The organism is Pseudophaeobacter sp. (genome assembly GCF_048267565.1).
In the GTDB taxonomy this organism is placed as follows: Bacteria; Pseudomonadota; Alphaproteobacteria; order Rhodobacterales; family Rhodobacteraceae; genus Pseudophaeobacter; species Pseudophaeobacter profundi.
In genome coordinates this window covers 137,051-160,879 of the sequence record NZ_JBLWXG010000002.1, presented here as the reverse complement: position 1 = coordinate 160,879, position 23,829 = coordinate 137,051, and the positions used below count along the sequence as shown (strand labels likewise).

Genomic DNA, 23,829 nt, shown 5'->3' with positions numbered 1-23,829 from the left:
GCAAGATGAAGAGAAAGGCGGCTTTGTGGGCCGCCTTCTGTTATTTTGCTGTGTCTTTCAGTTGGTAGAGCAGCTCTAGGGCTTCACGTGGTGTTAGCTCATCCGGGTGAATTTCTGACAGCAGCTGTTCCACCGGGGAAGGGCCTGATGGGGCTTTTTCTTGTGGCGGTAGGGCGGCGGCAAAAAGTGGCAGGTCATCGATCTGGATTTTGACACCGGCACCTTCGCGGCTGCCTTTTTCCAGCATATTCAACACATCGCGGGCCCGGGCGACAACGCTGGCAGGCAGGCCGGCCAATTGTGCCACCTGTACACCATAAGACCGGTCAGCGGCGCCTTTGGTGACCTCGTGCAGGAAAATCACTTCGCCTTCCCATTCCTTGACCGCGACGGTGGCGTTTTCGACACCGTTGAGCGTGTTCGAGAGCTGGGTCAATTCGTGGTAGTGGGTGGCAAAGAGGGCCCGGGACCGGTTCACCTCGTGCAGGTGTTCTAGGGTGGCCCAGGCGATGGAGAGCCCGTCATAGGTGGCGGTGCCGCGGCCGATTTCGTCGAGAATGACCAGGGCGCGGTCGTCAGCCTGGTTGAGGATGGCGGCGGTTTCGACCATTTCGACCATGAAGGTGGAGCGGCCACGGGCCAAATCATCCGAGGCTCCGACGCGGCTGAAGAGCTGGCTGATCAACCCGATATGGGCCGTTTCACATGGCACATAGCTGCCCATTTGGGCCAGCAGGGCGATCAAGGCGTTCTGGCGCAGGAAAGTCGATTTACCGGCCATGTTGGGGCCGGTTAACAGCCAGACGGCGGCGCCATCTGTGGCGCTGAGATTGCAGTCATTGGCGACAAATGTATCGCCGCCCTGCTGGCGCAGGGCGCGTTCCACAACCGGGTGACGCCCGCCGGTGATGTCAAAGGCGCGCGAGGTGTCGACCTTGGGGCGGGCCCAGTTTTCGCCCCGTGCCAGATCGGCAAGGGCGCAGACAAGATCCAGTTCTGCCAGGCCCCGCGCTGCGGTGTTCAGCCGGGGGGCTTGATCCAGAACTGCCGCAGATAGCCTGGAATAGAGCCGCTTTTCGATCTCTAGCGCACGGCCGCCAGAGTTGAGGATGCGGGTTTCGATCTCGCTGAGTTCTACCGTGGTGAAGCGCACCTGATTTGCGGTGGTTTGACGGTGGATGAATTTGTCGGAGAGCGGCGGCGACAGCATCTTGTCTGCATGGGTTGCGGTGGTTTCGATGAAATAACCCAGCACATTGTTGTGCTTGATCTTGAGCGAGGCAATGCCGGTTTCACTGGCGTAGGTCTGTTGCATGGTGGCAATGACAGAGCGGCCTTCATCGCGGAGGGTGCGGGCCTCATCCAGGTCGTCGTCATAGCCTGCCGCAATGAAACCGCCATCGCGGGCCAAGAGGGGTGGTTCGGCAATCAGGGCGCTGTCAAGCAGATCGAGCAGGGCGTCAAAGCCAGTCAGATCCTGGGTTGCGCTGGCAATGAGCGGCGGTAGCTCTTGGTTGTGATTGGATGCAGCTATGGCGCTGGCCTGGGCCAATCCATTGCGGATTGCGGCCAGATCGCGGGGGCCACCGCGATCCAGGGCCAGGCGCGACAGGGCACGGTCCAGATCGGGGGTTTTGCGCAGGGCGCTGCGCAGCTCTTCGCAGTGCTGGTCGCGGTCCACCATGAAATCCAGTGCCGCCAGGCGGGCATTGATTACATCGAGGCTGCGCGAAGGGCTGGAGAGCCGCTGTTCCAGCAGGCGGGCGCCGCCGGGGGTGACGGTGCGGTCGACCACTGCGAGCAGCGATCCTGCCCGCCCCCCTGAAAGAGAGCGGGTGAGTTCAAGGCTGGCGCGGGTCGAGGCATCAATCTGCACTACCCGATCCTGGGCTTCCTGTTGCGGCGGCTGCAGCAGTGGCAATTTGCCCTTCTGGGTGATTTCCAGATAGTCGATCAGCGCCCCCATGGCGGAAATTTCGGCGCGGGAAAAGGTGCCAAAACCTTCCAGCGCACTGACGGAGAACAGATTGCAGATGCGCTTTTCTGCGGCGGTGCTGTCAAAGCTGGCCTTGCCCAGCGGGGTCAGGGGGATCTTGTATTCACTAGCCAGGGGGGCTGCCGCGTCATAGGAGGTGCCTTCGGCGACGATCAGTTCGGATGGCGCAAGGCGGGCGAGTTCTGGCGACAGCCGCAGCTGGCTGATCGGCATGACGTGAAAATCCCCGGTGGAGATATCGGCCCAGGCCAGGGCTGCCTCGTCGCGCAACACGCAGTATGACACCAGAAAGTTATGGCGTCGCGCTTCCAGCAGGGAATCTTCTGTCAGGGTTCCGGGGGTGACCAGCCGCACCACATCGCGTTTGACCACCGATTTTCCGCCGCGTTTCTTGGCTTCGGCGGGGGTTTCCAGCTGTTCGCCCACCGCCACGCGAAAACCCTTGCGGATCAGCGTCAAGAGATAGCCTTCGGCGGCATGAAACGGCACGCCACACATCGGGATATCCTGGTCGTTGTGCTTGCCGCGTTTGGTCAGGGCGATGTCCAGCGCTTCGGCGGCATTGACCGCGTCGTCAAAAAACATCTCGTAGAAATCGCCCATCCGGTAAAACAGCAGCGCATCCGGATATTGTGCCTTGATGTCGAGGTATTGCGCCATCATCGGCGTGACTGTGGCCAAAAGAGATCTCCGCGTATCGGGGTGGGTTTTGTCGGGCGACCATACAAACCGCCGACCTGCGACGAAAGGTGAAAACGTATAGTCGTTGTGGCAACCCACGGGCTGGGCTATGAAGTTCCAGCGCCCTTGGAAAAAGAACGACGGATACGATGCCCAAAGCAAAGATCACTGATGAAGAAGCCCTCGCCTTTCACCTGGATCCAACGCCAGGGAAATGGGAGATCAATGCCACCGTTCCGATGACGACGCAGCGCGATCTGTCGCTGGCCTATTCGCCCGGTGTGGCGGTCCCCTGCGAGGCGATCGCCGCCAACCCCGAAACTGCCTATGACTATACCAACAAGGGCAACCTTGTGGCGGTAATTTCAAACGGCACGGCGGTTCTGGGTCTGGGTAATCTTGGCGCGCTAGGGTCGAAACCGGTGATGGAGGGCAAATCTGTTCTCTTTAAACGCTTTGCCGATGTGAATTCGATTGATATCGAGCTGGACACCGAAGACCCGGATAAATTCATCGAAGCCGTGCGCCTGATGGGGCCAACATTTGGCGGCATCAACCTCGAAGATATCAAGGCACCTGAATGTTTCATCATTGAGCAGAAGCTCAAGGAAGAGATGGATATTCCGGTGTTCCACGATGACCAGCACGGCACAGCGGTGATCTGTGCGGCAGGGCTGATCAATGCGCTGCATATTTCGGGCAAAAAGATCGAAGACGTGCGCATCGTTCTGAACGGGGCAGGGGCGGCTGGTATCGCCTGCATCGAACTGCTGAAACGCATGGGCGCGCGGCACGAAAACTGCATCGTCTGCGACACCAAAGGTGTGATCTATCAGGGCCGGACCGAGGGCATGAACCAGTGGAAATCGGCCCATGCTGTAACCACGGACCTGCGGAGCCTGGAGCAGGCGATGGAGGGGGCCGATGTTTTCCTTGGCGTATCGGTCAAGGGTGCGGTGACCCAGGATATGGTCAAATCCATGGCCGACAATCCGGTCATTTTTGCCATGGCCAACCCTGACCCGGAAATCACCCCGGAAGAGGCCCACGAGGTGCGCGTTGATGCCATCGTGGCCACTGGACGGTCCGATTATCCCAATCAGGTCAACAACGTGCTGGGCTTTCCCTATCTGTTCCGGGGGGCGCTGGATATCCACGCCCGCGCCATCAATGACGAAATGAAGATCGCCTGCGCCCATGCGCTGGCCGCTCTCGCGCGCGAAGACGTGCCGGATGAGGTGGCGCTGGCCTATGGCAAATCGCTGACCTTTGGTCGCGACTATATCATCCCCACGCCTTTTGATCCGCGTCTGATCCACCGTATTCCACCCGCCGTGGCCAAGGCGGGCATGGATACCGGTGCTGCGCGCCGCCCGATTATCGACATGGAGGCCTACGAGGTTGGCCTGAAGGGGCGGATGGATCCGACTGCCTCTATCCTGCGCGGTCTCAACGCACGGGCGCGTTCCGCGCAAAGCCGGATGATCTTTGCCGAAGGTGATGATCCACGGGTGCTGCGCGCCGCTGTCAACTACCAGCGGTCTGGCTTTGGCAAGGCACTGGTGGTGGGGCGCAATGAAGACGTAAAGCAAAAGTTGGAAGCCGCCGGTCTCGGCGATGCCGTGCGCGAGCTTGAGATCGTCAATGCCGCCAACACCAGCCATTTTGAAGTCTATAAAGACTTTCTTTACAAACGTTTGCAGCGCAAAGGCTTTGATCGCAAGGATGTGCACCGCCTGGTCGGGCGCGACCGGCATGTGTTTTCTGCCCTGATGCTGGCCCATGGCCATGGGGACGGTCTTGTCACCGGCGCGACACGCAAATCGGCGCATATTCTGGATCAGATCAACCATGTGTTTGACGCCGACAGCAGCCATGGCGCCGCCGGGGTGACCGCACTCTTGCACAAGGGGCGGATTGTGCTGATCGGCGATACCTTGGTGCATGAATGGCCCAATGAAAACGACCTGGCCAATATTGCCGAACGTGCCGCTGGTGTGGCACGCCATATGGGGTTGGAGCCTCGGGTGGCCTTTGTCAGCTTCTCGACCTTTGGCTATCCGGTTTCGGAACGGGCCGAAAAAATGCACCTGGCTCCAGCCGAGCTGGACCGCCGCAGGGTGGATTTTGAATATGAAGGCGAGATGACCGTTGATGTGGCGCTCAACGCTGCCGCGCAAGACGCCTATCCCTTCCAGCGCCTGACTGGTCCGGCCAATATTCTAATCGTGCCGGCCCGGCACTCGGCCTCTATTTCGGTGAAACTGATGCAGGAAATGGGCGGTGCGACCGTTGTTGGCCCCATCCTTTCGGGCGTGGATAAGCCGATCCAGATTTGCTCCACCACCTCCACCGCCAATGACGTGCTGAACATGGCCGTTCTGGCGGCCTGCAATATCGGGTAGATCACATGGCAATATGGAACCTCGGGTCCATCAATGCAGATATGGTTTATGCCCTGCCGCACCTACCCGGCGCGGGTGAAACCCTTGCGGCCACCGGGCTGGACCAGTTTCTGGGAGGCAAGGGGGCCAATATGTCGGTCGCCGCCGCCCGCGCTGGATCGGTGGTGCATCACATTGGCGCGGTTGGCCCCGAAGGCGGCTGGGCGGTGGCACGGCTGATGGAATATGGCGTCGATACCCGCCATATAGCCAGTCTCGACCAGCCCACTGGCCATGCCATAATCGCTGTGGACCCTTCCGGCGAAAACCAGATCATCCTGTTTCCCGGTGCCAATCGGGCCATCGGCCAGGATCAGATCGGTCAGGCACTGAGCGCCGCAAATGCTGGCGACATGCTGGTGCTGCAAAATGAAACAAACATGCAGGCCCAGGCGGCGCAGATGGCACAAGATCTAGGTCTGAAAGTGGCCTATGCTGCCGCCCCGTTCGACGCAAAGGCAGTGCAGGCCCTGCTGCCCTTTCTCGATCTGTTGTTCCTGAACGAGGTGGAGGCACAGCAGTTGCAGCAGGCCACCGGCAAGGCCCCCGATGGGCTCGGCATCGCGGATGTGATTGTCACGCTGGGGGCCCGTGGGGCGCGTCATTACAGCAGCATGACGTCTCTGGTGCAGGATGTACCGGCCCTGCCAGTTACAGCTATCGATACCACCGGGGCCGGTGATACCTTCACGGGCTATGTTCTATCCGCATTGGATCGCGGCTTGCCCATGCCACAGGCTCTGGCGCTGGCGGCTCGTGCGGCTGCCCTGATGGTGATGCGTCACGGCACAGCTGATGTGATTCCCGATCTGAAAGAGGTGCAGAACGCCCGCTTTTGACGCAGATCCGTCGCGCCTTCATTTGGCTCGAAATATCCCGGGGGTGAATTGCGCCTGGGCGCAAGAGGGGGCTGGCCCCATCGGGGTCCTCACAGGTTTGGTAATGGTCTTTGGTGGGGATAGCCCGTCATCACACACTGCCGATGGCACCAGGGATGTCCCAAAGCGTGTCACGTAAATTGGGCATGGCGCGTTGCATGGCTGCGACAAGCGTCTAAATGACGCTTGTTACCGATGAAAAAATGCTCTCAACGCACCAGAAACAGCTGCCCACGACGGTCAATGCCTCTATGGCCTGGGTCTTTGCCTCATGGCTGCGCAGGACCAGGGCCAACACCATAAACAGGGTCAGCGCGATGGGTTTCACAGTGTTCAAATGGGGCATTGCACCCTCCATCTTGCAGTATTTCCGTACTCTGCGGCGGCAGCGGTATTGCCGCAACCCGGTGACATCAAATCTCACGCAGAGGTGAGGGCAAGTTACCGCTTGGAAATTGGATCCAATCCTTCTAGCGTGCCGTCAAACGGAGGATACCATGTCAGAAAAAATGAGCACCCATCAGGCTGCAGAAGATCAGCGCAACGAAGAGATCCTGATCTATCTGAATGGTAAAATCGTGCCCAAGGCCGAGGCAACGGTCAGCGTTTATGACAGCGGCTTCATGCTGGGCGATGGGGTCTGGGAAGGGCTGCGGCTGTATAATGGCACATGGGCCTTTATTGACGCCCATCTTGATCGTCTGTTCGAGGCCGCAAAGGCGATTGACCTGGACATCGGTTTGAACCGAGATGGCGTGAAAAATGCTATATTAGAGACGCAAAAGGCCAATGGCATGACCACAGATGCCCATGCCCGGCTGATGCTGACGCGGGGGGTAAAGACACGGCCGTTCCAGCATCCGTCCTTGTCGCAGCAGGGGCCGACCATGGTGATCATCATGGAACATTCAAAACCCAACCTGCCGCGCCCCATCCGGCTGGCAACCGTGCCGCATCTGCGTGGGCTGCCGATGACCCAGGATCCAAAGCTGAATTCCCATTCCAAACTGAACTGCATCCTGGCCTGTATCGCAGCGGAGAAGGCCGGTGCGGACGAAGGGCTGATGCTGGATGTGAACGGCTTTGTGAACACCACCAATGCTTGCAACTTTTTCATTGTGCGCGGCGGTGCCGTTTGGACGTCGACCGGGGACTACTGCATGAATGGCATTACCCGACAAAAGGTCATCGACCTGTGCCGTGCCAATGATATTCCGGTGTTTGAACGCAACTATTCGCTGGTGGATACCTACGGCGCCGATGAGGCTTTCTTGACCGGTACATTTGGTGCGCAGACCCCTGTGGGGGATATTGATGGCCGCCAGATCGGCAGCGGGGAAATGGGACCCGTGACCAAGCGTATTCGTGCGCTGTACAAGGACATGATCGAAGCGGAGTGCGCCTGATGCGGATCGCCATGTGGTCCGGCCCGCGTAACCTGTCGACGGCAATGATGTATGCCTTTGGCAATCGTGGTGATTGCGCGGTGGTGGATGAACCCTTCTATGCGGCCTATCTGGCCATGACGGGCCTGACACATCCGATGCAGGCAGAAATCCTGGAAAGCCAACCACAGGATGCCAAAGCCGTGGCAAAGACCCTGTTGGGACCGGTGCCTGCGGCCAAGCCCTATTTCTATCAAAAGCATATGACCCAGCACATGATCGCCGGGGTGCCGCGGGATTGGATGCGTGAGGTCACAAATGTCTTCCTGATCCGCCATCCGGCACGGGTCATCGCCTCTTATGCGGCGAAACGAGAGAACCCGACGCTGGATGATATTGGCTTTCGCCAACAGGCAGAGCTGTTTGAGCTGTGCCAAAGCTGGGGGCAGGTGCCGGTGGTTGTGGATAGTCACGACATCCGCGAAGACCCTGGTGCCAAGCTTCCGCAGCTCTGCGATGCGATTGGCCTGCCGCCTTCGCCCAAGATGCTGAGTTGGCCCAAGGGCGGCCACCCGGATGATGGCGTCTGGGCCCCCGTCTGGTACGGTGCCGTGTGGAATTCAACGGGTTTTGCCGGTGCTGAAGGTCCATTGCCGCAAGTGCCTGATACGTTGCGTCCAGTGTTGGATGCAGCTTTGCCTTATTATGAGGCGATGAAGGCGCAAAAGATCTGAAAGGTATTTGCGGGGGCTTTGCCCCCCGCGCCTGGGGGCGCTCCCCCAAGGTATTTATGGTAAGATGAAATAGATCAGCCGATCAGTTTTCCCAGCTTCATTGCGGTGGTCATATCGCCGGAAATTTTCAACTTGCCCATCATCACCCCGGTCATCGGATTGAGCTTGCCTGTGAGCAGTTTGATCAGATTATCCTGGGTGAGTTTGATGGTGCAATCGGTGTCGCGATCCGTTGTTGTAGCGCAGCCATCGGCCAGAATGATGACGCCATCTTTGCCACAGTCAAATTTCAGAGATCCTTCAAAGGTCTTACCGTGAAGCCCGTCAGAAATGCCGTTTGCAATGTCTTGTAGCACCATCGAATTGTCCCCTTGGAATGTCACACAAAGGGATAGGCCAGCCCGCGATAGCCGACAAGCCTGACGGGGCGGCAGGGGCAGGGCAAAAGGAAAAATGCCCAGAATCAGAGCCTGTTTCGTCGTTCAGGCGATGGCTTGAAGCGTCACGTCGCAGGGGCTGGCGGCAAAGAAGATTGCCAGAACTTCGGCAAAGACATCGGGCGCGCCGGGAACTGCGGCAAACAATGTCATCGAGGATCGCAGTTTCTTGGCATCTGTTGCACCAAGGATGCTGGCGGCCTCTTGCCCCTGATGGGTCAACATCAGTTGGCTGACTTCAACCAAGCGGGTGCGCAGGGTGTCGTTACCCAGATAGGCGGTGGCCTCTGCCAGGTCTTCGATACCGTAGAGCTGCGCCATGTGTGACTGGCCCAGTTCGGCCAGCTGGGGAAAGACGAACCACATCCAGTGGCCCGTCTTCTTACCCGCGCTCAGCTCTGCCAGGACATCCGGCCAAACGGTATCCTGGGCCTCGACAAACATCTCCAGCTCTTCTTCGAAGTCGTCTTCGAAATCACCGTCCATGTCGTCAAAGTCGCTCATTTTTTCAACCGACGATCACGGGCTGCCAGCAGTTTCAGGCGCAGCGCGTTGAGCTGAATGAAGCCCGCCGCATCTGTCTGGTCATAGGCGCCGGCATCTTCTTCGAAGGTTACATGGGCCTCGGAATAGAGCGAATGATCGGACCAGCGGCCAACGGTCGAGGCCATGCCTTTGTAGAGCTTGAGACGCACGGTGCCGGTAACATGACCCTGGCTGGCATCGATTGCCGCTTGCAGCATTTCGCGTTCGGGGCTGTACCAGAAGCCATTGTAGATGAGTTCTGCATATTTTGGCATCAGCTCATCTTTGAGATGCATTGCACCCCGGTCCATGGTGATGGATTCAATGCCGCGGTGCGCTTCGAGCAGGATGGTGCCGCCGGGGGTTTCGTAGATGCCACGCGATTTCATGCCAACAAAGCGGCCTTCGACCAGATCGAGGCGGCCAATACCATGCTTGCGGCCATATTCGTTCAGCGCTGTCAGCACGGTGGCGGGCGACATGGCTTCGCCATTGATGGAGACGGGATCGCCTTTTTCAAAGCCGATTTCGATGAATTCGGGTGTGTCTGGTGCATCTTCGGGATTAACCGTGCGCTGATAGACATAATCGGGTGCCATTTCGGCGGGGTCTTCCAGCACCTTGCCCTCGGAAGAGGTGTGCAAGAGGTTGGCATCCACCGAGAAGGGGGCTTCGCCGCGCTTGTCCTTGGCCACGGGGATCTGGTTTGCCTCGGCAAATTCCAGCAGGCGGGTGCGCGAGGTCAGATCCCATTCGCGCCAGGGCGCGATGACCTTGATGTCGGGGTTCAGCGCATAGGCGGCCAGTTCAAAGCGAACCTGGTCGTTGCCCTTGCCGGTGGCGCCATGGGCAACCGCGTCGGCGCCGGTGGCTTCGGCGATTTCCACCAGACGTTTGGAGATCAGCGGACGCGCAATTGAGGTGCCCAGCAGGTAGAGACCCTCATAGACCGCATTGGCGCGGAACATTGGGAAGACAAAGTCCCGCACGAATTCTTCGCGGACGTCTTCGATATAGATGTTTTCCGGTTTGATGCCGAGCATCTCTGCCTTTTTGCGGGCGGGCTCCAGCTCTTCACCCTGGCCAAGGTCGGCGGTGAAGGTGACAACTTCGCAGCCGTATTCGGTCTGCAGCCACTTCAGGATGATTGAGGTATCAAGGCCACCGGAATAGGCCAGCACAACTTTCTTGGGCGCGGACATGGAATTTCCTCTCAGTCAGATCGACTGGGCGATACCGGGTTTCACGTGCGAGGGCAAGGTTTGGCGGGGTTTTCCTTTCCTATACACTCGCATAACGTGACAAAATATATGCAGTTCTTTCGTGGGGTGTTGGCCGTGACAGGTTGGAAGATTTTTTCTCATTCAGTTTTCTTGCTGAAACATAATTTTAGTGATGCGGTTCGGATTTCCTGGCCGCTGATCTTGATCACCGTTTTGGGGTTCATTTTCGGCAGCTCGGCTGATGTCAGCGGTGATTTTGCTGCGGCGCAACAGGTAACTGGTACGGATATCCTGTTGCAGCTGGCCATGGCGGTTGCCGGTGTCTGGGTTGCCGTCGCCTGGCATCGCTATGTACTGCTAGAGGAGGCATCCGGTCCTATCCCGCCGTTTCATGGCATGCGTATGCTTGCCTATTTCTTTACTGCAGTTTTGTTGGGTCTTGGCATCGGGCTGCTTGTTGGCATTGCTGGGGCAGTGATCGGAATGGTTACCTATAACCTGATGCCAGTGTTTTTCGTGTTGCTGTTTGCGCTGGTTGTTGTGGCAATCTGGATGTTCTACCGGTTGTCGCCTTTGTTGCCCGCTGCGGCCCTGGGTGAAAAGCTGGGCGTGAAAGAAGCCTGGGAAGCCACGGCACAGATTTCGGGGGCCGTCTTGATGGCGGTATTGTTCTTGGCTTTGTCGGCCGTGGCGATCGGGGTTGTTGCGGCTTTTGTGCTGATTCCGCTGAGCATTACGCTGGGGCTGGCGGCGATTGCTGCGCTGCAATGGGCCTATACCATGGTTGGGATCAGTATTTTGACCACTGTATATGGCATCAGTATCCAGGGGCGGTCGCTGTAATCGGGGCTGCTTTACGCCTGACATTAGCCAGCCCCCTTGCCTTGGGGGCTGGCTTGGGTCACTCAATAGCGCATGAGCAATCCAGACACCCCTTTCCATACCGCCGCCCGTGCCGCCGAAGCAGCGATGCGCGATGTTTTTCCCGCAACGCCATTGCAGCGCAATGTGCATCTGTCTGAACGGTTCGAGGCTGATATCTACCTCAAGCGCGAAGATCTGAGCCCGGTGCGATCCTACAAGATTCGTGGTGCCTTTAACGCCATGCGCAAACAGCCTGATCAGCAGTTGTTTGTTTGCGCCTCGGCGGGGAATCACGCGCAGGGCGTGGCCTTCATGTGCAAACATATGGGCGTCATGGGCGTGATCTTTATGCCGGTGACAACACCGCAGCAGAAAATTCAGAAAACCCGGATGTTTGGCGGTGACAATGTCGAGATCCATCTGGTTGGCGACTACTTTGACGTCACGCTGGCCGCTGCACAGGATTGGTGCGCCCGTGAAGGTGGGCATTTCCTGTCGCCCTTTGACGATGCGGATGTGATTGAGGGGCAAAGCTCTATCGCGGTCGAGATCGAGGCGCAGCTGGGCCGGGTGCCGGACCATGTGGTTCTGCCAGTGGGCGGCGGTGGCATGTCCGCTGGTGTCACCACCTGGTTTGGTGATCGGGTGCACAGTCTTTATGTCGAACCGGCTGGCGGCGCCTGCCTGCGTGCTGCACTTGCTGCCGGGCGACCGGTGGCGCTGGACCATGTGGATACATTTGTCGATGGCGCTGCGGTGGGTCGCCTTGGTGCGCGTCCCTATGAGGCGCTGAAACATGTGCTGTTACCGGATGTCATTTCCCTGGCAGAAGATCGGGTCTGCGCCACCATCATCGAGATGCTGAATGTTGAAGGGATTGTGCTGGAGCCGGCGGGCGCTTTGGCGATTGAGGCGCTGGGCGATCTGCGGTCCTGGATCCGCGGCAAGACGGTTGTTTGTATCACCTCGGGCGGGAATTTTGATTTTGAACGCCTGCCAGAGGTCAAGGAACGGGCACTCCGTTACAGCGGCGTCAAAAAGTACTTTCTCTTGCGTCTGCCGCAGCGGCCCGGCGCTTTGAAAGAGTTCCTTGGCATGCTGGGGCCAGAGGATGATATCGCGCGGTTTGAATATCTGAAGAAATCGGCCCGAAACTTTGGCTCGGTCCTGATCGGGATAGAGACCAAGCGGCCAGAGAATTTTTCCGACTTTTTTGCCCGCCTGGATGCTGCGGGCATGTCCTATACAGATATCACCAGTGATGAGACACTGGCGCAATTCTTGATTTAATACAGAATTCTACTGGCAATTAATGGTCGGAAACTTCTGCCAGGAAGACCTGCTTTGACTGATCGAAGCTTGCCAGAATTCCAGGCAGATCGACAGTATCTGCTGCGCCCCCGGCTGCTTGGCGTTCGCCTTTGAGGCAAAGGTCCGAGAACCGGTCAAAGCCAAGATTCAAGGCACATCCCTTGAGGAAATGCAGGTCTTGTTCCAGCTGGCCGCGATCTTCACCGCGCAGCTTTTCAATAATTTCGTCGACTTCCTCTAAAAAAAGTTCCACAACTTCGTCAAATCCATCGGACCCAATTTCGTCTTTCAACTCTTTTACCCGAGGCCAATTTATCATCGTCGTGTTCCTGTTTGCCTTCAGTTTGCGGAGGTTAGCTTGGCTATATATAGTAAACTTATGATGAAAAATCGACAACAGGACAAATTTTCACGTTCACATCGTATTAAAGGTCTGCACGGATAATAATAGCAGTGATAAGGCCGCGATCATTTTTTATGAGGTACCAAGGGTGCTGCAAGACAGTTCATCGGACAACGAGGAACACGCCATGAGCGGGTCGATTAGCCGTGTGCTGGTTGTCGACGACAGCCGCTTGCAGCGCCGGATACTTGTTGCCTCCTTGCAAAAGTGGGGGTTCGATGTCGTCGAGGCAGACAGCGGCGAGGCTGCGATGGAGATTTGCCGCCAAGAGCCGCCGGACCTGATTCTCAGCGATTGGATGATGCCGGGGATGAATGGGCTGGAATTCTGTCAGGCCTTTCGCGAACAATCGAAAGACAATTACGGCTATTTCATTCTGCTGACCTCCAAGAGCGAAAAGAACGAGGTTGCCGAAGGTCTGGATGCCGGTGCCGATGATTTCTTGACCAAGCCAGTCAGTTCGGATGAGCTGCGGGCGCGGATCTCTGCCGGTGAACGTATCCTGCGCATGCAGCGAGAGCTGTCGGAAAAGAATCGTATCGTTTCCGACACGCTGGACGAATTGCAGCGCGTCTATGACGCCATCGACAAGGATCTTATCCAGGCCCGCAAAATCCAGGAATCACTGGTGCCGGAGCTGTCGAAAGAGTTTGGCTCTTCCACGGTGAGCCTGTTGCTGAAGCCCTGTGGCCATATCGGCGGTGACCTGGTTGGCATGTTCTGCCCCAGTGTGAATCAGATTGGCTTTTATTCGATTGATGTGTCGGGGCATGGCATTACCTCGGCGATGATGACGGCCCGTCTGGGCGGCTATCTCTCTTCGACCTATTATGATCAGAACGTCGGGATGGAGCAGCGATTCAAGCGGTTCTATGCCCTGCGGCAACCGGATGAGGTGGCGCGGCTGCTGAACGCGCGCCTGATTGCGGATACTGGCATCGAAGAATATTTCACCATGGCCTATTGCATCGTTGATCTGCGCAATGGGTTGTTGAAAATGGTGCAGGCCGGACATCCGCACCCGCTATTGCTGCGCCGTGATGGCACCACCGAATTCCTTGGCAAGGGCGGTGTGCCGATCGGTTTGGTGCCGGATATCAGCCACAGCCAAGAAGAAATCCACCTGGAAAAAGGCGATCGCCTGCTGCTGTATTCCGACGGTTTCACCGAGGCGAGGCTGGAAAACGGCGAGATGCTGGAGACAGAGGGTCTGCTGGACCTGATTGGCAAATGTGATCGGGGCCAGAGCGGCAAGGAATTCCTGGATGACCTATACTGGAACCTGACGCAGATCATGTCGTCGGAACACGGGCTGGAAGATGACGTCTCTGCGACCCTGTTTGAATTCGAAGGCCCCTGATTTAGGGTCTTAAACGGCGCGAAAGTCGCGCCGCGCTAGCGCTTGCAGAAATACTGCTGCGCAAAATGCCGATCCCCCGGATTCCCCAGGCAGGATATGACATCCTGTGGTGCCAACCAGACGGCCTGATGCTGGCTTTCGGCGGGTGGGCCCAACCGGCGCAGGGGGCGGGCGACATAGATCTGGCAGAGCTTCTCGGCCCAGAGGTCATATTCCGGCATGAAGGTATAGCGGCGAAATGCGCCCAGCCGCCGGGGGGCCGCAATGGACCAGCCGGTTTCCTCAAACACTTCGCGGTGCAGCGCCGGAAGGGGCGATTCGCCTGGATCAATGCCGCCTCCGGGCAGTTGGATTTCCGGGCCGGGCTCTAGCTGGCGGGTCAGCAAGACCTGGCCATCACGGGGCAAAATTGCATAGACACCGGGGCGCATGCGATAGTTTTGACCCAGCTGTGGCCGCTCTCCGAATCGTCTGATCATATCGCCCCCTTCACTCTATTGTGGAAAACCCTATATAGGCTCGATATGCCAACCCTCGGCGCTTAAGGAAACCCCCATGGCTCTTGGATCAAAAATGACGCTTGGATCAAAAATCGCATGGGACGATACCGTCCTGCCCTTTCAGCTTGATGCGTCGGATATGCGCGGTCGTGTGGTGCGATTGGATTCTGCGCTGGATGGTATCCTTAAACAGCACAATTACCCGCCGCAGGTCGAAGCCCTGGTCGCCGAGATGGCCCTGCTGACCGCCTTGATCGGCCAGACGGTGAAGCTGCGCTGGAAACTGTCGCTGCAGGTTCAGTCCAAAGGCGCGGTGCGGATGATCGCCACTGATTATTATGCGCCGCAAAAAGAGGGCGATCCCGCACGCATTCGCGCCTATGCCAGCTATGATGCGGATCGGTTGACCGATGCAGCCCCCTTTGATCAGGTGGGCGAGGGCTATTTTGCGGTGATGATTAACCAGGGCGAAGATACCACACCCTATCAGGGCATTGCTGCCCTGGACGGGCCGTCGCTGGCGGCCTGTGCCGGTGCCTATTTTGCCCAGTCAGAACAGTTGCCGACGGTTTTCAGCCTAAGCTTTGGCAAATCGTCCAGCCCCGGTGTGGCGGAACACTGGCGTGCCGGCGGCATGATGCTGCAGCATATGCCCAAGGCCTCTCCGTTTGTGGCGGGCGGAGCCGAGGGCACGGGCTCCACGCTTCAGCCAGAGGATCTTGTTGAAGGCGAAGCCGCCGAGAACTGGCACCGGGTCAATACCTTGATGGCCACGGTCGAAGAGCTGGAACTGATCGGACCCTCGGTCACGCCAACCGAATTGCTGCTGCGCCTGTTCCACGAAGAACAGCCACGGGTCTATGATGCCCAGTCAGTGCATTTTGGCTGTACCTGTTCTGAAGAACGCGTGCGCCAAAGCCTGTCGATCTATTCGGCGAAGGACATCGCAACCATGACCACCGACGAGGGCCGTGTCACGGCGGATTGCCAGTTCTGTAGCGCCCATTACGATCTGGACCCGGCGAGCGTTGGCTTTGAAGCGGAAACCGCAACAGGTGACTGATCTGCGGCAGGCATTGCAGGCCGCCCTGTCCAAGTCACAGACCCAGGGGCAGGCGGGCGAGGCAGGGCAGGCCGGGTCTTCGGATTTTGACCTCAACCCTGATCTTGTGGTGCCTCGCCCGCGCAGGCTGCGTCCGGCCGGGGTCTTGGTGGCGATTTCATTGGCCCAGGCTGATCAGCCACGGGTGATCCTGACCAAACGGTCGTCGGCGTTGAAACACCACCCTGGCCAGATCGCTTTTCCCGGTGGCAAGGTTGATGCAGGCGACGCCGATGTGATCGCCGCGGCCCTGCGCGAAGCCTGGGAAGAAATTGGCCTGCCGCAAGACTTGCCCGATGTTATCGGCCAGCTGCCTAGCCATGAAACCGTGACCAGCTTTCAGGTGACCCCGGTGGTGGCGCTGCTGCATGAAGATTTTGAGATCCGGCCAGAGGTCGGCGAGGTGGCCGAAGTCTTTTCCGTGCCGCTGTCGCATCTGCTGGATCCGGCAAAATATACCGTCACTGCGCGCAGTTGGCGCGGCACCCGCCGACATTATTATACCGTGCCCTTTGGGCCCTATTACATCTGGGGCGCCACCGCGCGGATGTTGTTCAACCTTGCTAAAGTGATGCAGAAATGACCTCTCTTGCGGCGCAGCCCTGGTTACAGAATCCGGCAACGCAGCAGGTCTGCGCGGCGCTGACGGCACAGGGTGCGGCGGCCTATTTTGTCGGCGGCTGTGTGCGCAATGCGCTGATGGGGGTGGCGGTTTCGGATATCGACATTGCCACTGATGCCACGCCGCAAGAGGTGCTGGCCCTGGCGCAGGCGGCGGGGATCAAGGCGATCCCCACCGGGATCGACCATGGCACCGTGACGCTGGTGGCCAATCATATCCCGCATGAGGTGACCACCTTTCGCAAGGATGTGACCACCGATGGTCGCCGCGCTGTCGTGGCCTTTTCCCAAGATATTGCCGAGGACGCCGCCCGGCGCGATTTCACCATGAATGCGCTTTATGCCCGCCCCGATGGCAGCCTGGTTGACCCGCTGCAGGGGCTGGCTGATCTGCAGGCCCGGCGGGTGCGCTTTATCGGTACGGCAGGGAATCGCATCTGCGAAGATTACCTGCGTATCCTACGGTATTTTCGCTTTCACGCCTGGTATGGCGATGCCCAGGCGGGGTTTGATCCTGATGCTCTGGCGGCGATTGCGAATAATCTGGAAGGGCTGTCGCAGCTTTCACTTGAACGGGTCAGCAGCGAAATGCTGAAACTGCTTGCTGCCGCTGATCCCGCCCCGGCGATTGCGGTGATGCGCCAGCTGGGGGTGCTGGGGCAGGTGTTGCCCGGCAGCCATGATCGCGCCCTGGCGCCGCTGGTGCATCTGCAGGATGTGCAGTGCCAGGATAATCCCGGGGCTGCCATAACACCCGATCCTATCTGCAGACTGGCGGCGCTGGGCGGCGAAGAGCTGCTGCCCTATCTGCGCCTCAGCAAGGCGCAGGCGCGCCGATTGCAGCAGCTGCGCAGCGCTGCGACTGGTTCCGACTGGGCCAGCAAGCTGAGCTATCAGTTGGGATCTGACATGGCACGATCTGCCTGTCTGTTGCGCGCAGCCTTGATGGAACAGCCGGTTTCCCCTTATTTAGAGCCTGATCTGGCGCGCGGAGCTGCGGCTGTCTTTCCGGTTGTGGCGGCGGATCTGATGCCGGATCTGTCTGGACCCGCGCTTGGCGCTGCGCTGAAGAAATTGCAGCAGGCCTGGATTGAGTCCGGCTTTGAGCTGACCCGCGAAGACCTGTTGGAGCGGTTGAAATAACGCGCGGCATCCCCAGACCGAAACCACCGGGGCGTAGCTGCGGGGTCTAGCCGGGGGTGACAGTCAGAGATATTTTAAGTATCTGGAGCAGAGCCAAGACACTTATGCCGGGTGGGATGCATATGCACCACTGCATTTGGTCCAGCTAAGGTTATCGCGCCCGCGCCTTGGCGGGCATCGTATCACGCCTTATCTGCAATACTGCACGTCTCATTTGATCACATCCGTTGGAGCGCACTTCCGATGTTTCGCTTTTTTGAAAATCTTGTTGATCCCTATTGCGACTATCGCGAAACGGACCAACCGCCGACCCGGCTATGGCCCTTTCTAAAGGCCTATACTGAGCCGTTTCGCATGGTTTTCATACTGACGGCCTGCATGTCGGTGGTGGTTGCGGCGATCGAGGTTGGCCTGATCTATTACATGGGCCGGGTGGTGGATCTGCTGAGCAAGACGCCCGAGCAGGTCTGGCAGCAGCACGGGACAGAGCTGATCCTGGTGGGGCTGTTCATTCTGCTGCTGCGGCCGATCCTGCAATTGGCTGATGTCTTGTTGCTGAATAATGCGATCCTGCCGAATTTCGGCACCCTGATCCGCTGGCGCGCCCATAAACATGTGCTGCGCCAGTCTGTGTCGTGGTTTGAAAACGACTTTGCCGGCCGCATTGCCAACCGCATCATGCAAACGCCGCCAGCAGCGGGCGAGGTGGTGTTTCAGGTTTTTGACGCCATCACCTTTTCGCTGGCCTATCTGGTTGGCGCGGCGATCATGCTGATGGTGGCCGATGCGCGGCTGATGCTGCCGCTTTTGGTCTGGTTTGGCTTTTATGCGCTGCTGGTGCGCTGGACGATCCGGCGCGTCGGGCCGGCCAGCCAGGCGGCGTCCGATGCGCGTTCAACCGTAACGGGCCGGGTGGTGGACAGCTATTCCAATATTCATTCGGTCAAGATGTTTGCCCATGACGACCGTGAACTATCCTATGCAAAAGAGGCAATTGAAAACACCCGCGAGACCTTTCAGCAGGAGATGCGGATTTTCACTGTGATGGATGCTGTTCTCGTTACCTTGAACGGGCTGTTGATTGTGGGTGTGGTGGGCTGGGCCCTGCATCTGTGGATGATTGGCGCGGCCTCTGCCGGGGTGGTGGCGGCGGCGACGGCGCTGACCCTGCGGCTGAACGCGATGACCGGCTGGATCATGTGGGCGCTGACGTCGTTTTTCCGCCAGCTTGGCGTAGTGGCCGAGGGGATGGAGACCATCGCGCAACCGATTGATCTGGTGGATGCCAAGGAGGCCAAGCCGCTACAGCTGACACAGGGCGCGGTTGTGCTGAAGGATCTGTCGCATCACTATGGCCGCGAGGCCGGCGGTCTGGATCACCTTGATCTGGCGATCAAGCCTGGGGAAAAGATTGGCCTTGTAGGGCGATCTGGCGCGGGCAAGTCAACGCTGGTCAAGCTGCTTTTACGGTTTTACGACCCCGATGCCGGGCAAATCCTGATAGATAATCAGGACATTCGCCATGTCACGCAGGATTCGCTGCGCAGCGCCATCGGCATGGTGCAGCAGGACAGCGCCCTGTTGCACCGATCAGTGCGCGATAACCTGCTCTATGGCCGCCCTGATGCAAGCGAGGCGGATATCATCGCTGCCGCCAAACAGGCGCAGGCGCATGATTTCATTCTGGATCTCGAAGATCCCCAGGGCAGGCGCGGCTATGATGCCCATGTGGGCGAGCGTGGCGTGAAGCTATCGGGCGGGCAACGCCAGCGGGTGACCTTGGCGCGGGTGATTCTAAAGGATGCGCCGATCCTGCTGCTGGACGAGGCCACCTCGGCACTGGATTCCGAGGTCGAGGCCGAAATTCAGCAGACGCTCTATGGGATGATGCAGGGCAAGACGGTGATTGCAATTGCACATCGGCTGTCCACCATCGCACAGATGGACCGCATTTTGGTACTGGATCAGGGCCGGATTGCAGAACAGGGTTGCCATGTGGATCTGCTGCAGGCCCAAGGGCTCTACGCCCAGTTTTGGGCCCGGCAATCTGGTGGGTTTTTGAATATCGAGGCAGCAGAATGAAGATAGGCAATCTCATCGACGCATTTCAGCCCGCCAAGGGCGCCCCCCCCAATACCCTGGGCGCCTTTATGATGTGGTGCCTGTCGGGTGCCTGGCCGATGCTGATCCTGGCGGCGGGGTTTTCTGCCCTGGCCGGCGCGATGGAGGCCGGCACCGCCTATATCCTGGGGCTGGTGATTGATACCTCTCTGGCAAGCGGGCCAGAGCAGTTTTTCACCATGGGCAATATTGTGGTCATTCTGGGCGCATTGGGTTTTTTCCTGATCCTGCGGCCAGTGCTGTTTGGCCTGTCGGCGGCGTCCAATGCGATTGTGGTGCAGCCCAATGTGAATCCGCTGGTACTGTCGCGGCTCAACCGTTGGACCCTGGGTCAGTCGGTGCGCTTCTTTGACGATGATTTTGCGGGTCGTATTGCGCAGAAACAGATGCAGACGGCCTCGGCGGTGACCTCGGTGGCGACCGAAGTGATCAACGTGGTGGCCTTTGCGCTGGCATCTCTGGCGGGGTCGATGGCCTTGTTGGGGGCAATCGATCTGCGCATCACGCTGCTGTTTGGCCTTTGGCTGCTAGGCTATTTTGCCATGATCAGCTGGTTCTTGCCGCGGGTGCGGCAGCGGTCGGGCAAACGGGCCGGGGCACGGGCCATGGTTTCGGGGCAGGTGGTGGATACCATCACCAATATCAAAACCGTCAAGCTGTTTGCCCATGCCGACCATGAGGAACGCAGCGCCCAGGATGCGATGGTGCAATTCCGCGAGACTGCGCTGGAGTTTGGCTATCTGGCGGCAACCTTCCGGTTTTGCCTGATGACGCTGGCGGGGCTGCTGCCGGTCTTGCTGATTGGTGCGACGCTGATGCTGTGGCGCGACGGATCCGCCACCGAGGGCGATATCGTGGCGGCTGGTGCGGTTTCCATTCGGATTGCACAGATGACCGGCTGGGTCAGCTTTACCCTGATGGCGATCTATTCAAACGTTGGCGAGATTGAAAACGGCATGAAGACCCTCAGCCGTCCGGATCGGGTTGAAGATCGCCCCGAAGCGACGCCCCTGTCGGCGGCCGCAGGGCAGATCACCTTTGATGATGTGGGCTTTGCCTATGGGCGCGATGTGGGTGGGGTGCGCAATGTATCCCTGCAGATCAAAGCGGGGGAAAAACTGGGTATTGTCGGGGCCTCCGGCGCAGGGAAATCCACCCTCGTGTCGCTTTTACTGCGGCTCTACGAGGGGGAAGAGGGCCGGATCCTGATTGATGGTCAGGATATCGCGACGGTCTCGCAGGATAGTCTGCGCAGCCAGATCGGCATGGTCACGCAGGAAACCGCGATGTTCAATCGCTCTGCCCGTGAGAACATTCTTTACGGTCGCCCTGACGCCAGCGAGGCAGAGCTGATCGCGGCGGCGAAACAGGCCGAGGCGCATGATTTCATACTGGATCTGCAAGACGGGCAGGGGCGGCAGGGCTATGACGCCTATCTGGGCGAGCGGGGCGTGAAACTGTCGGGCGGGCAGCGGCAGCGGATCGCGCTGGCGCGGGCAATCCTGAAGGATGCGCCGATCCTGATCATGGATGAGGCAACCTCTGCGCTGGATTCCGAGGTCGAGGCACTGATCCAGTCGGCCCTGGAGCGGGTCATGCATGGCAAGACGGTTCTGGCCATCGCCCACCGTCTGTCCACGCTAAGCGAAATGGACCGCATCATCGTGATGGAGCAGGGCCAAATCGCCGAGGTTGGCAGCCATGCCGAGCTTTTGGCCAAGGGTGGGCTTTATGCGCAGTTTTGGTCGCGTCAGTCCGGCGGTTTCATCTGCACGGATGAGGAAGAGAGCACAGCCGCCGAGTGAGTTGGCGGGCAATAATCGGTGGCGGGGCTGTGTATTTGCACTAAAACCGGCTTTCTGTTGCCTTGGCCGGGTTTTCACCTTTTTTAGCGGGCCGACAGTCGCTATCTAGCCCAGATGACAGATGTAGCCAGAACCACAGCAACCATCACCCGCCTTGGACACCAAGGCGATGGTGTCGCCCTCGGCCCGCTTTTTGCGCCCCGTACCCTGCCAGATGAACAGGTCAGCGGTGTGCGGCAGGGCACGCAGCTGACCGATATTCGGATCGAGACGCCATCCGAGCACCGCATTCAGGCGCCCTGTCGCCACTATAAATCCTGCGGTGGCTGTCAGTTGCAGCACGCCAGCGATGATTTTGTCGCAGCCTGGAAGCAGGATATCGTGAAAAATGCGCTGGAGGCACAGGGGCTGGAGACCAGCTTCCGCCCGATCCATACGTCTCCGTCGCAGTCGCGTCGCCGCGCCACGCTGGCTGTCCGGCGCACCAAAAAGGGGGCCATGGCCGGGTTTCATGGCCGTGCCTCTGGGGTGATCACGCCGATTCCCGATTGCCTTTTGCTGGACCCGGCGCTGATTGCGGCCATCCCCCTGGCCGAGGCCCTGGCAATGGCGGGGGCCAGCCGCAAAACGCCACTATCGGTAACGTTGACCCAGTCTGAAACCGGGCTGGATGTGCTGGTGCGTGACGGCAAGCCGCTGGACAGTGATCTGCGGGCCGAATTGGCCGGGCTTGGGGGGCTGCACGGGGTTGCTCGCCTCACCTGGCAGGACGAGCAGGTGGCGATGGAACAGCCGCCCTTGCATAGTTTTGGCTCGGCTCGCGTCTGCCCGCCGCCCGGTGCCTTTTTGCAGGCCACCCGTGATGGCGAAGCGGCGCTGCTGGCCGCCGTGCAAGAAATCACCATGGGCGCCAAGCGCATCGTCGACTTTTTTGCCGGCTGCGGGACGTTTTCACTGCCACTGGCTGCCAATGCCGAAGTCTACGCGCTGGAGGGTGAGGCCGATATGATTGCCGCGCTGCAGGCGGGCTGGCGTCAGGGCAAAGGGCTGAAGAAGCTAAAGGCCGAGGTGCGTGATCTGTTCCGCAATCCGCTGCTGCCGGAAGATCTGAAACCCTTTGGCGCCCACTATGAGGCGGCGGTGATTGATCCCCCGCGCGCCGGTGCCGAGGCCCAGGTGGCGCAGCTGGCGGCCGCGCGCCTGCCGGTGATTGCCTATGTGTCCTGCAACCCTGTGACCTTTGCCCGTGATGCCAAAACGCTGGTGGCTGCGGGTTACCGGCTGAATTGGGTGCAGGTTGTGGATCAGTTCAGATGGTCCGCTCATACTGAACTGGTTGCCAGTTTCACCCTGAATGATTGACCGCAGCTGCAGCCCATGCGCAGCCGCCTGCAAGACCGAACTTGGATAGAATCTGATGACAGTGACCGAACGCCTGGATGGGCTTTTGCAAGACGCGCGATTTACCCGTTTCATCATGGCGGTTATTCTGGTCAACGCGGTGACGCTTGGGCTGGAAACCTCTGAGCCAGTGATGGCGCGGATGGGCGAGATGGTCCATCTTATCGACAAGATCTGCCTTGGCATATTTATCGTCGAGATCCTGATCAAACTGTTTGTGCGCCGCCTGCGGTTTTTCCTTAGCGGGTGGAGCCTGTTTGATTTTGTCATCGTGGGCATTGCCCTGGTGCCAGGCGCGCAGGGGTTTTCGGTCTTGCGGGCGCTGCGTATCCTGCGGGTTTTGCGGGTCGTGTCCGTTGCCCCCAGCCTGCGCCGGGTGGTCGAAGGCTTTGTCACCGCGCTGCCGGGCATGGGGTCGGTGTTTCTGCTGATGGCGATCATCTTCTACATTGGCTCGGTGATGGCAACAAAGCTGTTTGGCGCGAGCTTTCCACAATGGTTCGGCAGTCTTGGGCAATCCGGCTATTCCCTATTCCAGATCATGACGCTGGAAAGCTGGTCGATGGGGATCGTGCGGCCTGTGATGGAGGTCTACCCCTATGCCTGGGCCTTCTTTGTGCCATTTATCATGGTGACCACCTTTGCGGTGGTGAACCTGCTGGTGGGTCTGATCGTCAACTCGATGCAGGATGCACATTCCGCCGAAGAGGGCGAGCGCACCGATGCCTATCGTGACGAGGTACTGGAGCGGCTGAAAGCCATTGAAAACATGGTCAACGCGGATCGGTCCGCGCTGCCGGGTTCAGGCGTTGTTTCAGCCCGGGCAGCGGATCAGCCAAAAGATAACAAGTTGTGATTTTGACTTTGCTTCAATTTGCGGTATGGCGCTGACAAG

At 58.9% G+C, this 23,829-nt stretch carries 21 protein-coding genes; 14 read left to right on the top strand and 7 right to left on the bottom strand.

The window, feature by feature from the left end:
• Positions 1-40: 40 nt before the first annotated feature.
• Positions 41-2,659 (bottom strand): DNA mismatch repair protein MutS, encoded by a 2,619-nt coding sequence (gene mutS / locus ACN0VH_RS07165; protein WP_417700333.1) that lies wholly within the window; start codon positions 2,657-2,659, stop codon positions 41-43.
• Positions 2,660-2,826: 167 nt separating this feature from the next.
• Here mutS and ACN0VH_RS07160 point away from each other — a divergent pair, with 167 nt between their 5' ends.
• Together ACN0VH_RS07160 and ACN0VH_RS07155 are read left to right on the top strand one after the other, a co-directional pair.
• Entirely contained in the window at positions 2,827-5,082 is a 2,256-nt protein-coding gene (locus ACN0VH_RS07160) for an NADP-dependent malic enzyme (RefSeq protein ID WP_278922207.1), read from the top strand.
• 5 nt (positions 5,083-5,087) lie between these two features.
• Positions 5,088-5,960 (top strand): ribokinase, encoded by an 873-nt coding sequence (locus ACN0VH_RS07155; RefSeq protein WP_278922208.1) that lies wholly within the window; start codon positions 5,088-5,090, stop codon positions 5,958-5,960.
• Between the two features lie 214 nt (positions 5,961-6,174).
• On the opposite strand, the gene ACN0VH_RS07150 is transcribed toward ACN0VH_RS07155, so the two are convergent.
• Complete coding sequence (locus tag ACN0VH_RS07150) at positions 6,175-6,345, bottom strand: hypothetical protein (protein WP_278922209.1); 171 nt, start codon at positions 6,343-6,345, stop codon at positions 6,175-6,177.
• Positions 6,346-6,496: 151 nt separating this feature from the next.
• Here ACN0VH_RS07150 and ACN0VH_RS07145 point away from each other — a divergent pair, with 151 nt between their 5' ends.
• Entirely contained in the window at positions 6,497-7,405 is a 909-nt protein-coding gene (locus ACN0VH_RS07145; RefSeq protein WP_417700123.1) for a D-amino acid aminotransferase, read from the top strand.
• A complete protein-coding gene (locus ACN0VH_RS07140; protein ID WP_278922211.1) occupies positions 7,405-8,118 on the top strand; it encodes a sulfotransferase-like domain-containing protein in 714 nt (237 codons plus the stop codon). Before ACN0VH_RS07145 ends, ACN0VH_RS07140 begins: the two co-directional genes overlap by 1 nt.
• A 74-nt stretch (positions 8,119-8,192) precedes the next feature.
• On the opposite strand, the gene ACN0VH_RS07135 is transcribed toward ACN0VH_RS07140, so the two are convergent.
• The 3 genes from ACN0VH_RS07135 to ACN0VH_RS07125 all read right to left on the bottom strand — a co-directional run bounded on the left by ACN0VH_RS07135 (position 8,193) and on the right by ACN0VH_RS07125 (position 10,282).
• Entirely contained in the window at positions 8,193-8,477 is a 285-nt protein-coding gene (locus ACN0VH_RS07135; RefSeq protein WP_278922212.1) for an SCP2 sterol-binding domain-containing protein, read from the bottom strand.
• 123 nt (positions 8,478-8,600) lie between these two features.
• Positions 8,601-9,059: a DUF1810 domain-containing protein gene (locus tag ACN0VH_RS07130; RefSeq protein ID WP_278922213.1), complete on the bottom strand. Its 459-nt coding sequence runs from the start codon at positions 9,057-9,059 to the stop codon at positions 8,601-8,603.
• Positions 9,056-10,282, bottom strand: a complete 1,227-nt coding sequence (locus tag ACN0VH_RS07125; protein WP_278922214.1) for an argininosuccinate synthase — start codon at positions 10,280-10,282, stop codon at positions 9,056-9,058. Before ACN0VH_RS07125 ends, ACN0VH_RS07130 begins: the two co-directional genes overlap by 4 nt.
• A gap of 108 nt (positions 10,283-10,390) precedes the next feature.
• Between ACN0VH_RS07125 and ACN0VH_RS07120 the strand changes: the two genes are divergently transcribed.
• Together ACN0VH_RS07120 and ilvA are read left to right on the top strand one after the other, a co-directional pair.
• Positions 10,391-11,146 carry a hypothetical protein gene (locus ACN0VH_RS07120; protein WP_417700122.1) on the top strand — a complete coding sequence of 252 codons (756 nt, stop codon included), beginning with the start codon at positions 10,391-10,393 and terminating at the stop codon, positions 11,144-11,146.
• Positions 11,147-11,218: 72 nt separating this feature from the next.
• A complete protein-coding gene (gene ilvA, locus ACN0VH_RS07115; RefSeq protein WP_278922216.1) occupies positions 11,219-12,457 on the top strand; it encodes a threonine ammonia-lyase IlvA in 1,239 nt (412 codons plus the stop codon).
• Positions 12,458-12,476: 19 nt separating this feature from the next.
• Here ilvA and ACN0VH_RS07110 read toward each other — a convergent pair whose 3' ends face one another.
• Positions 12,477-12,797 (bottom strand): Hpt domain-containing protein, encoded by a 321-nt coding sequence (locus ACN0VH_RS07110; RefSeq protein WP_278922352.1) that lies wholly within the window; start codon positions 12,795-12,797, stop codon positions 12,477-12,479.
• Between the two features lie 211 nt (positions 12,798-13,008).
• On the opposite strand from ACN0VH_RS07110, the gene ACN0VH_RS07105 reads away from it, so the two are divergent.
• Entirely contained in the window at positions 13,009-14,241 is a 1,233-nt protein-coding gene (locus ACN0VH_RS07105; RefSeq protein ID WP_417700120.1) for a PP2C family protein-serine/threonine phosphatase, read from the top strand.
• A gap of 35 nt (positions 14,242-14,276) precedes the next feature.
• Here the strand turns inward: ACN0VH_RS07105 and ACN0VH_RS07100 are convergent, their stop codons facing one another.
• Positions 14,277-14,720 carry an NUDIX hydrolase gene (locus ACN0VH_RS07100; RefSeq protein WP_278922218.1) on the bottom strand — a complete coding sequence of 148 codons (444 nt, stop codon included), beginning with the start codon at positions 14,718-14,720 and terminating at the stop codon, positions 14,277-14,279.
• A 94-nt stretch (positions 14,721-14,814) separates the two neighbouring features.
• On the opposite strand from ACN0VH_RS07100, the gene hslO reads away from it, so the two are divergent.
• From hslO to ACN0VH_RS07065, 7 genes are all read left to right on the top strand, one after another.
• Entirely contained in the window at positions 14,815-15,804 is a 990-nt protein-coding gene (hslO, locus tag ACN0VH_RS07095; RefSeq protein WP_278922353.1) for an Hsp33 family molecular chaperone HslO, read from the top strand.
• Positions 15,797-16,426, top strand: a complete 630-nt coding sequence (locus ACN0VH_RS07090; protein ID WP_417700118.1) for a CoA pyrophosphatase — start codon at positions 15,797-15,799, stop codon at positions 16,424-16,426. The genes hslO and ACN0VH_RS07090 overlap by 8 nt, the downstream gene beginning before the upstream one ends.
• Positions 16,423-17,607 carry a CCA tRNA nucleotidyltransferase gene (locus ACN0VH_RS07085; RefSeq protein WP_417700116.1) on the top strand — a complete coding sequence of 395 codons (1,185 nt, stop codon included), beginning with the start codon at positions 16,423-16,425 and terminating at the stop codon, positions 17,605-17,607. Before ACN0VH_RS07090 ends, ACN0VH_RS07085 begins: the two co-directional genes overlap by 4 nt.
• A gap of 243 nt (positions 17,608-17,850) precedes the next feature.
• Positions 17,851-19,689 carry an ABC transporter ATP-binding protein gene (locus ACN0VH_RS07080; RefSeq protein ID WP_417700114.1) on the top strand — a complete coding sequence of 613 codons (1,839 nt, stop codon included), beginning with the start codon at positions 17,851-17,853 and terminating at the stop codon, positions 19,687-19,689.
• Positions 19,686-21,533, top strand: a complete 1,848-nt coding sequence (locus tag ACN0VH_RS07075) for an ABC transporter ATP-binding protein (protein WP_278922221.1) — start codon at positions 19,686-19,688, stop codon at positions 21,531-21,533. Before ACN0VH_RS07080 ends, ACN0VH_RS07075 begins: the two co-directional genes overlap by 4 nt.
• A 114-nt stretch (positions 21,534-21,647) precedes the next feature.
• Positions 21,648-22,895: a class I SAM-dependent RNA methyltransferase gene (locus ACN0VH_RS07070; protein ID WP_417700112.1), complete on the top strand. Its 1,248-nt coding sequence runs from the start codon at positions 21,648-21,650 to the stop codon at positions 22,893-22,895.
• Between the two features lie 55 nt (positions 22,896-22,950).
• Positions 22,951-23,790: an ion transporter gene (locus ACN0VH_RS07065; RefSeq protein WP_278922223.1), complete on the top strand. Its 840-nt coding sequence runs from the start codon at positions 22,951-22,953 to the stop codon at positions 23,788-23,790.
• Positions 23,791-23,829: the final 39 nt, after the last annotated feature.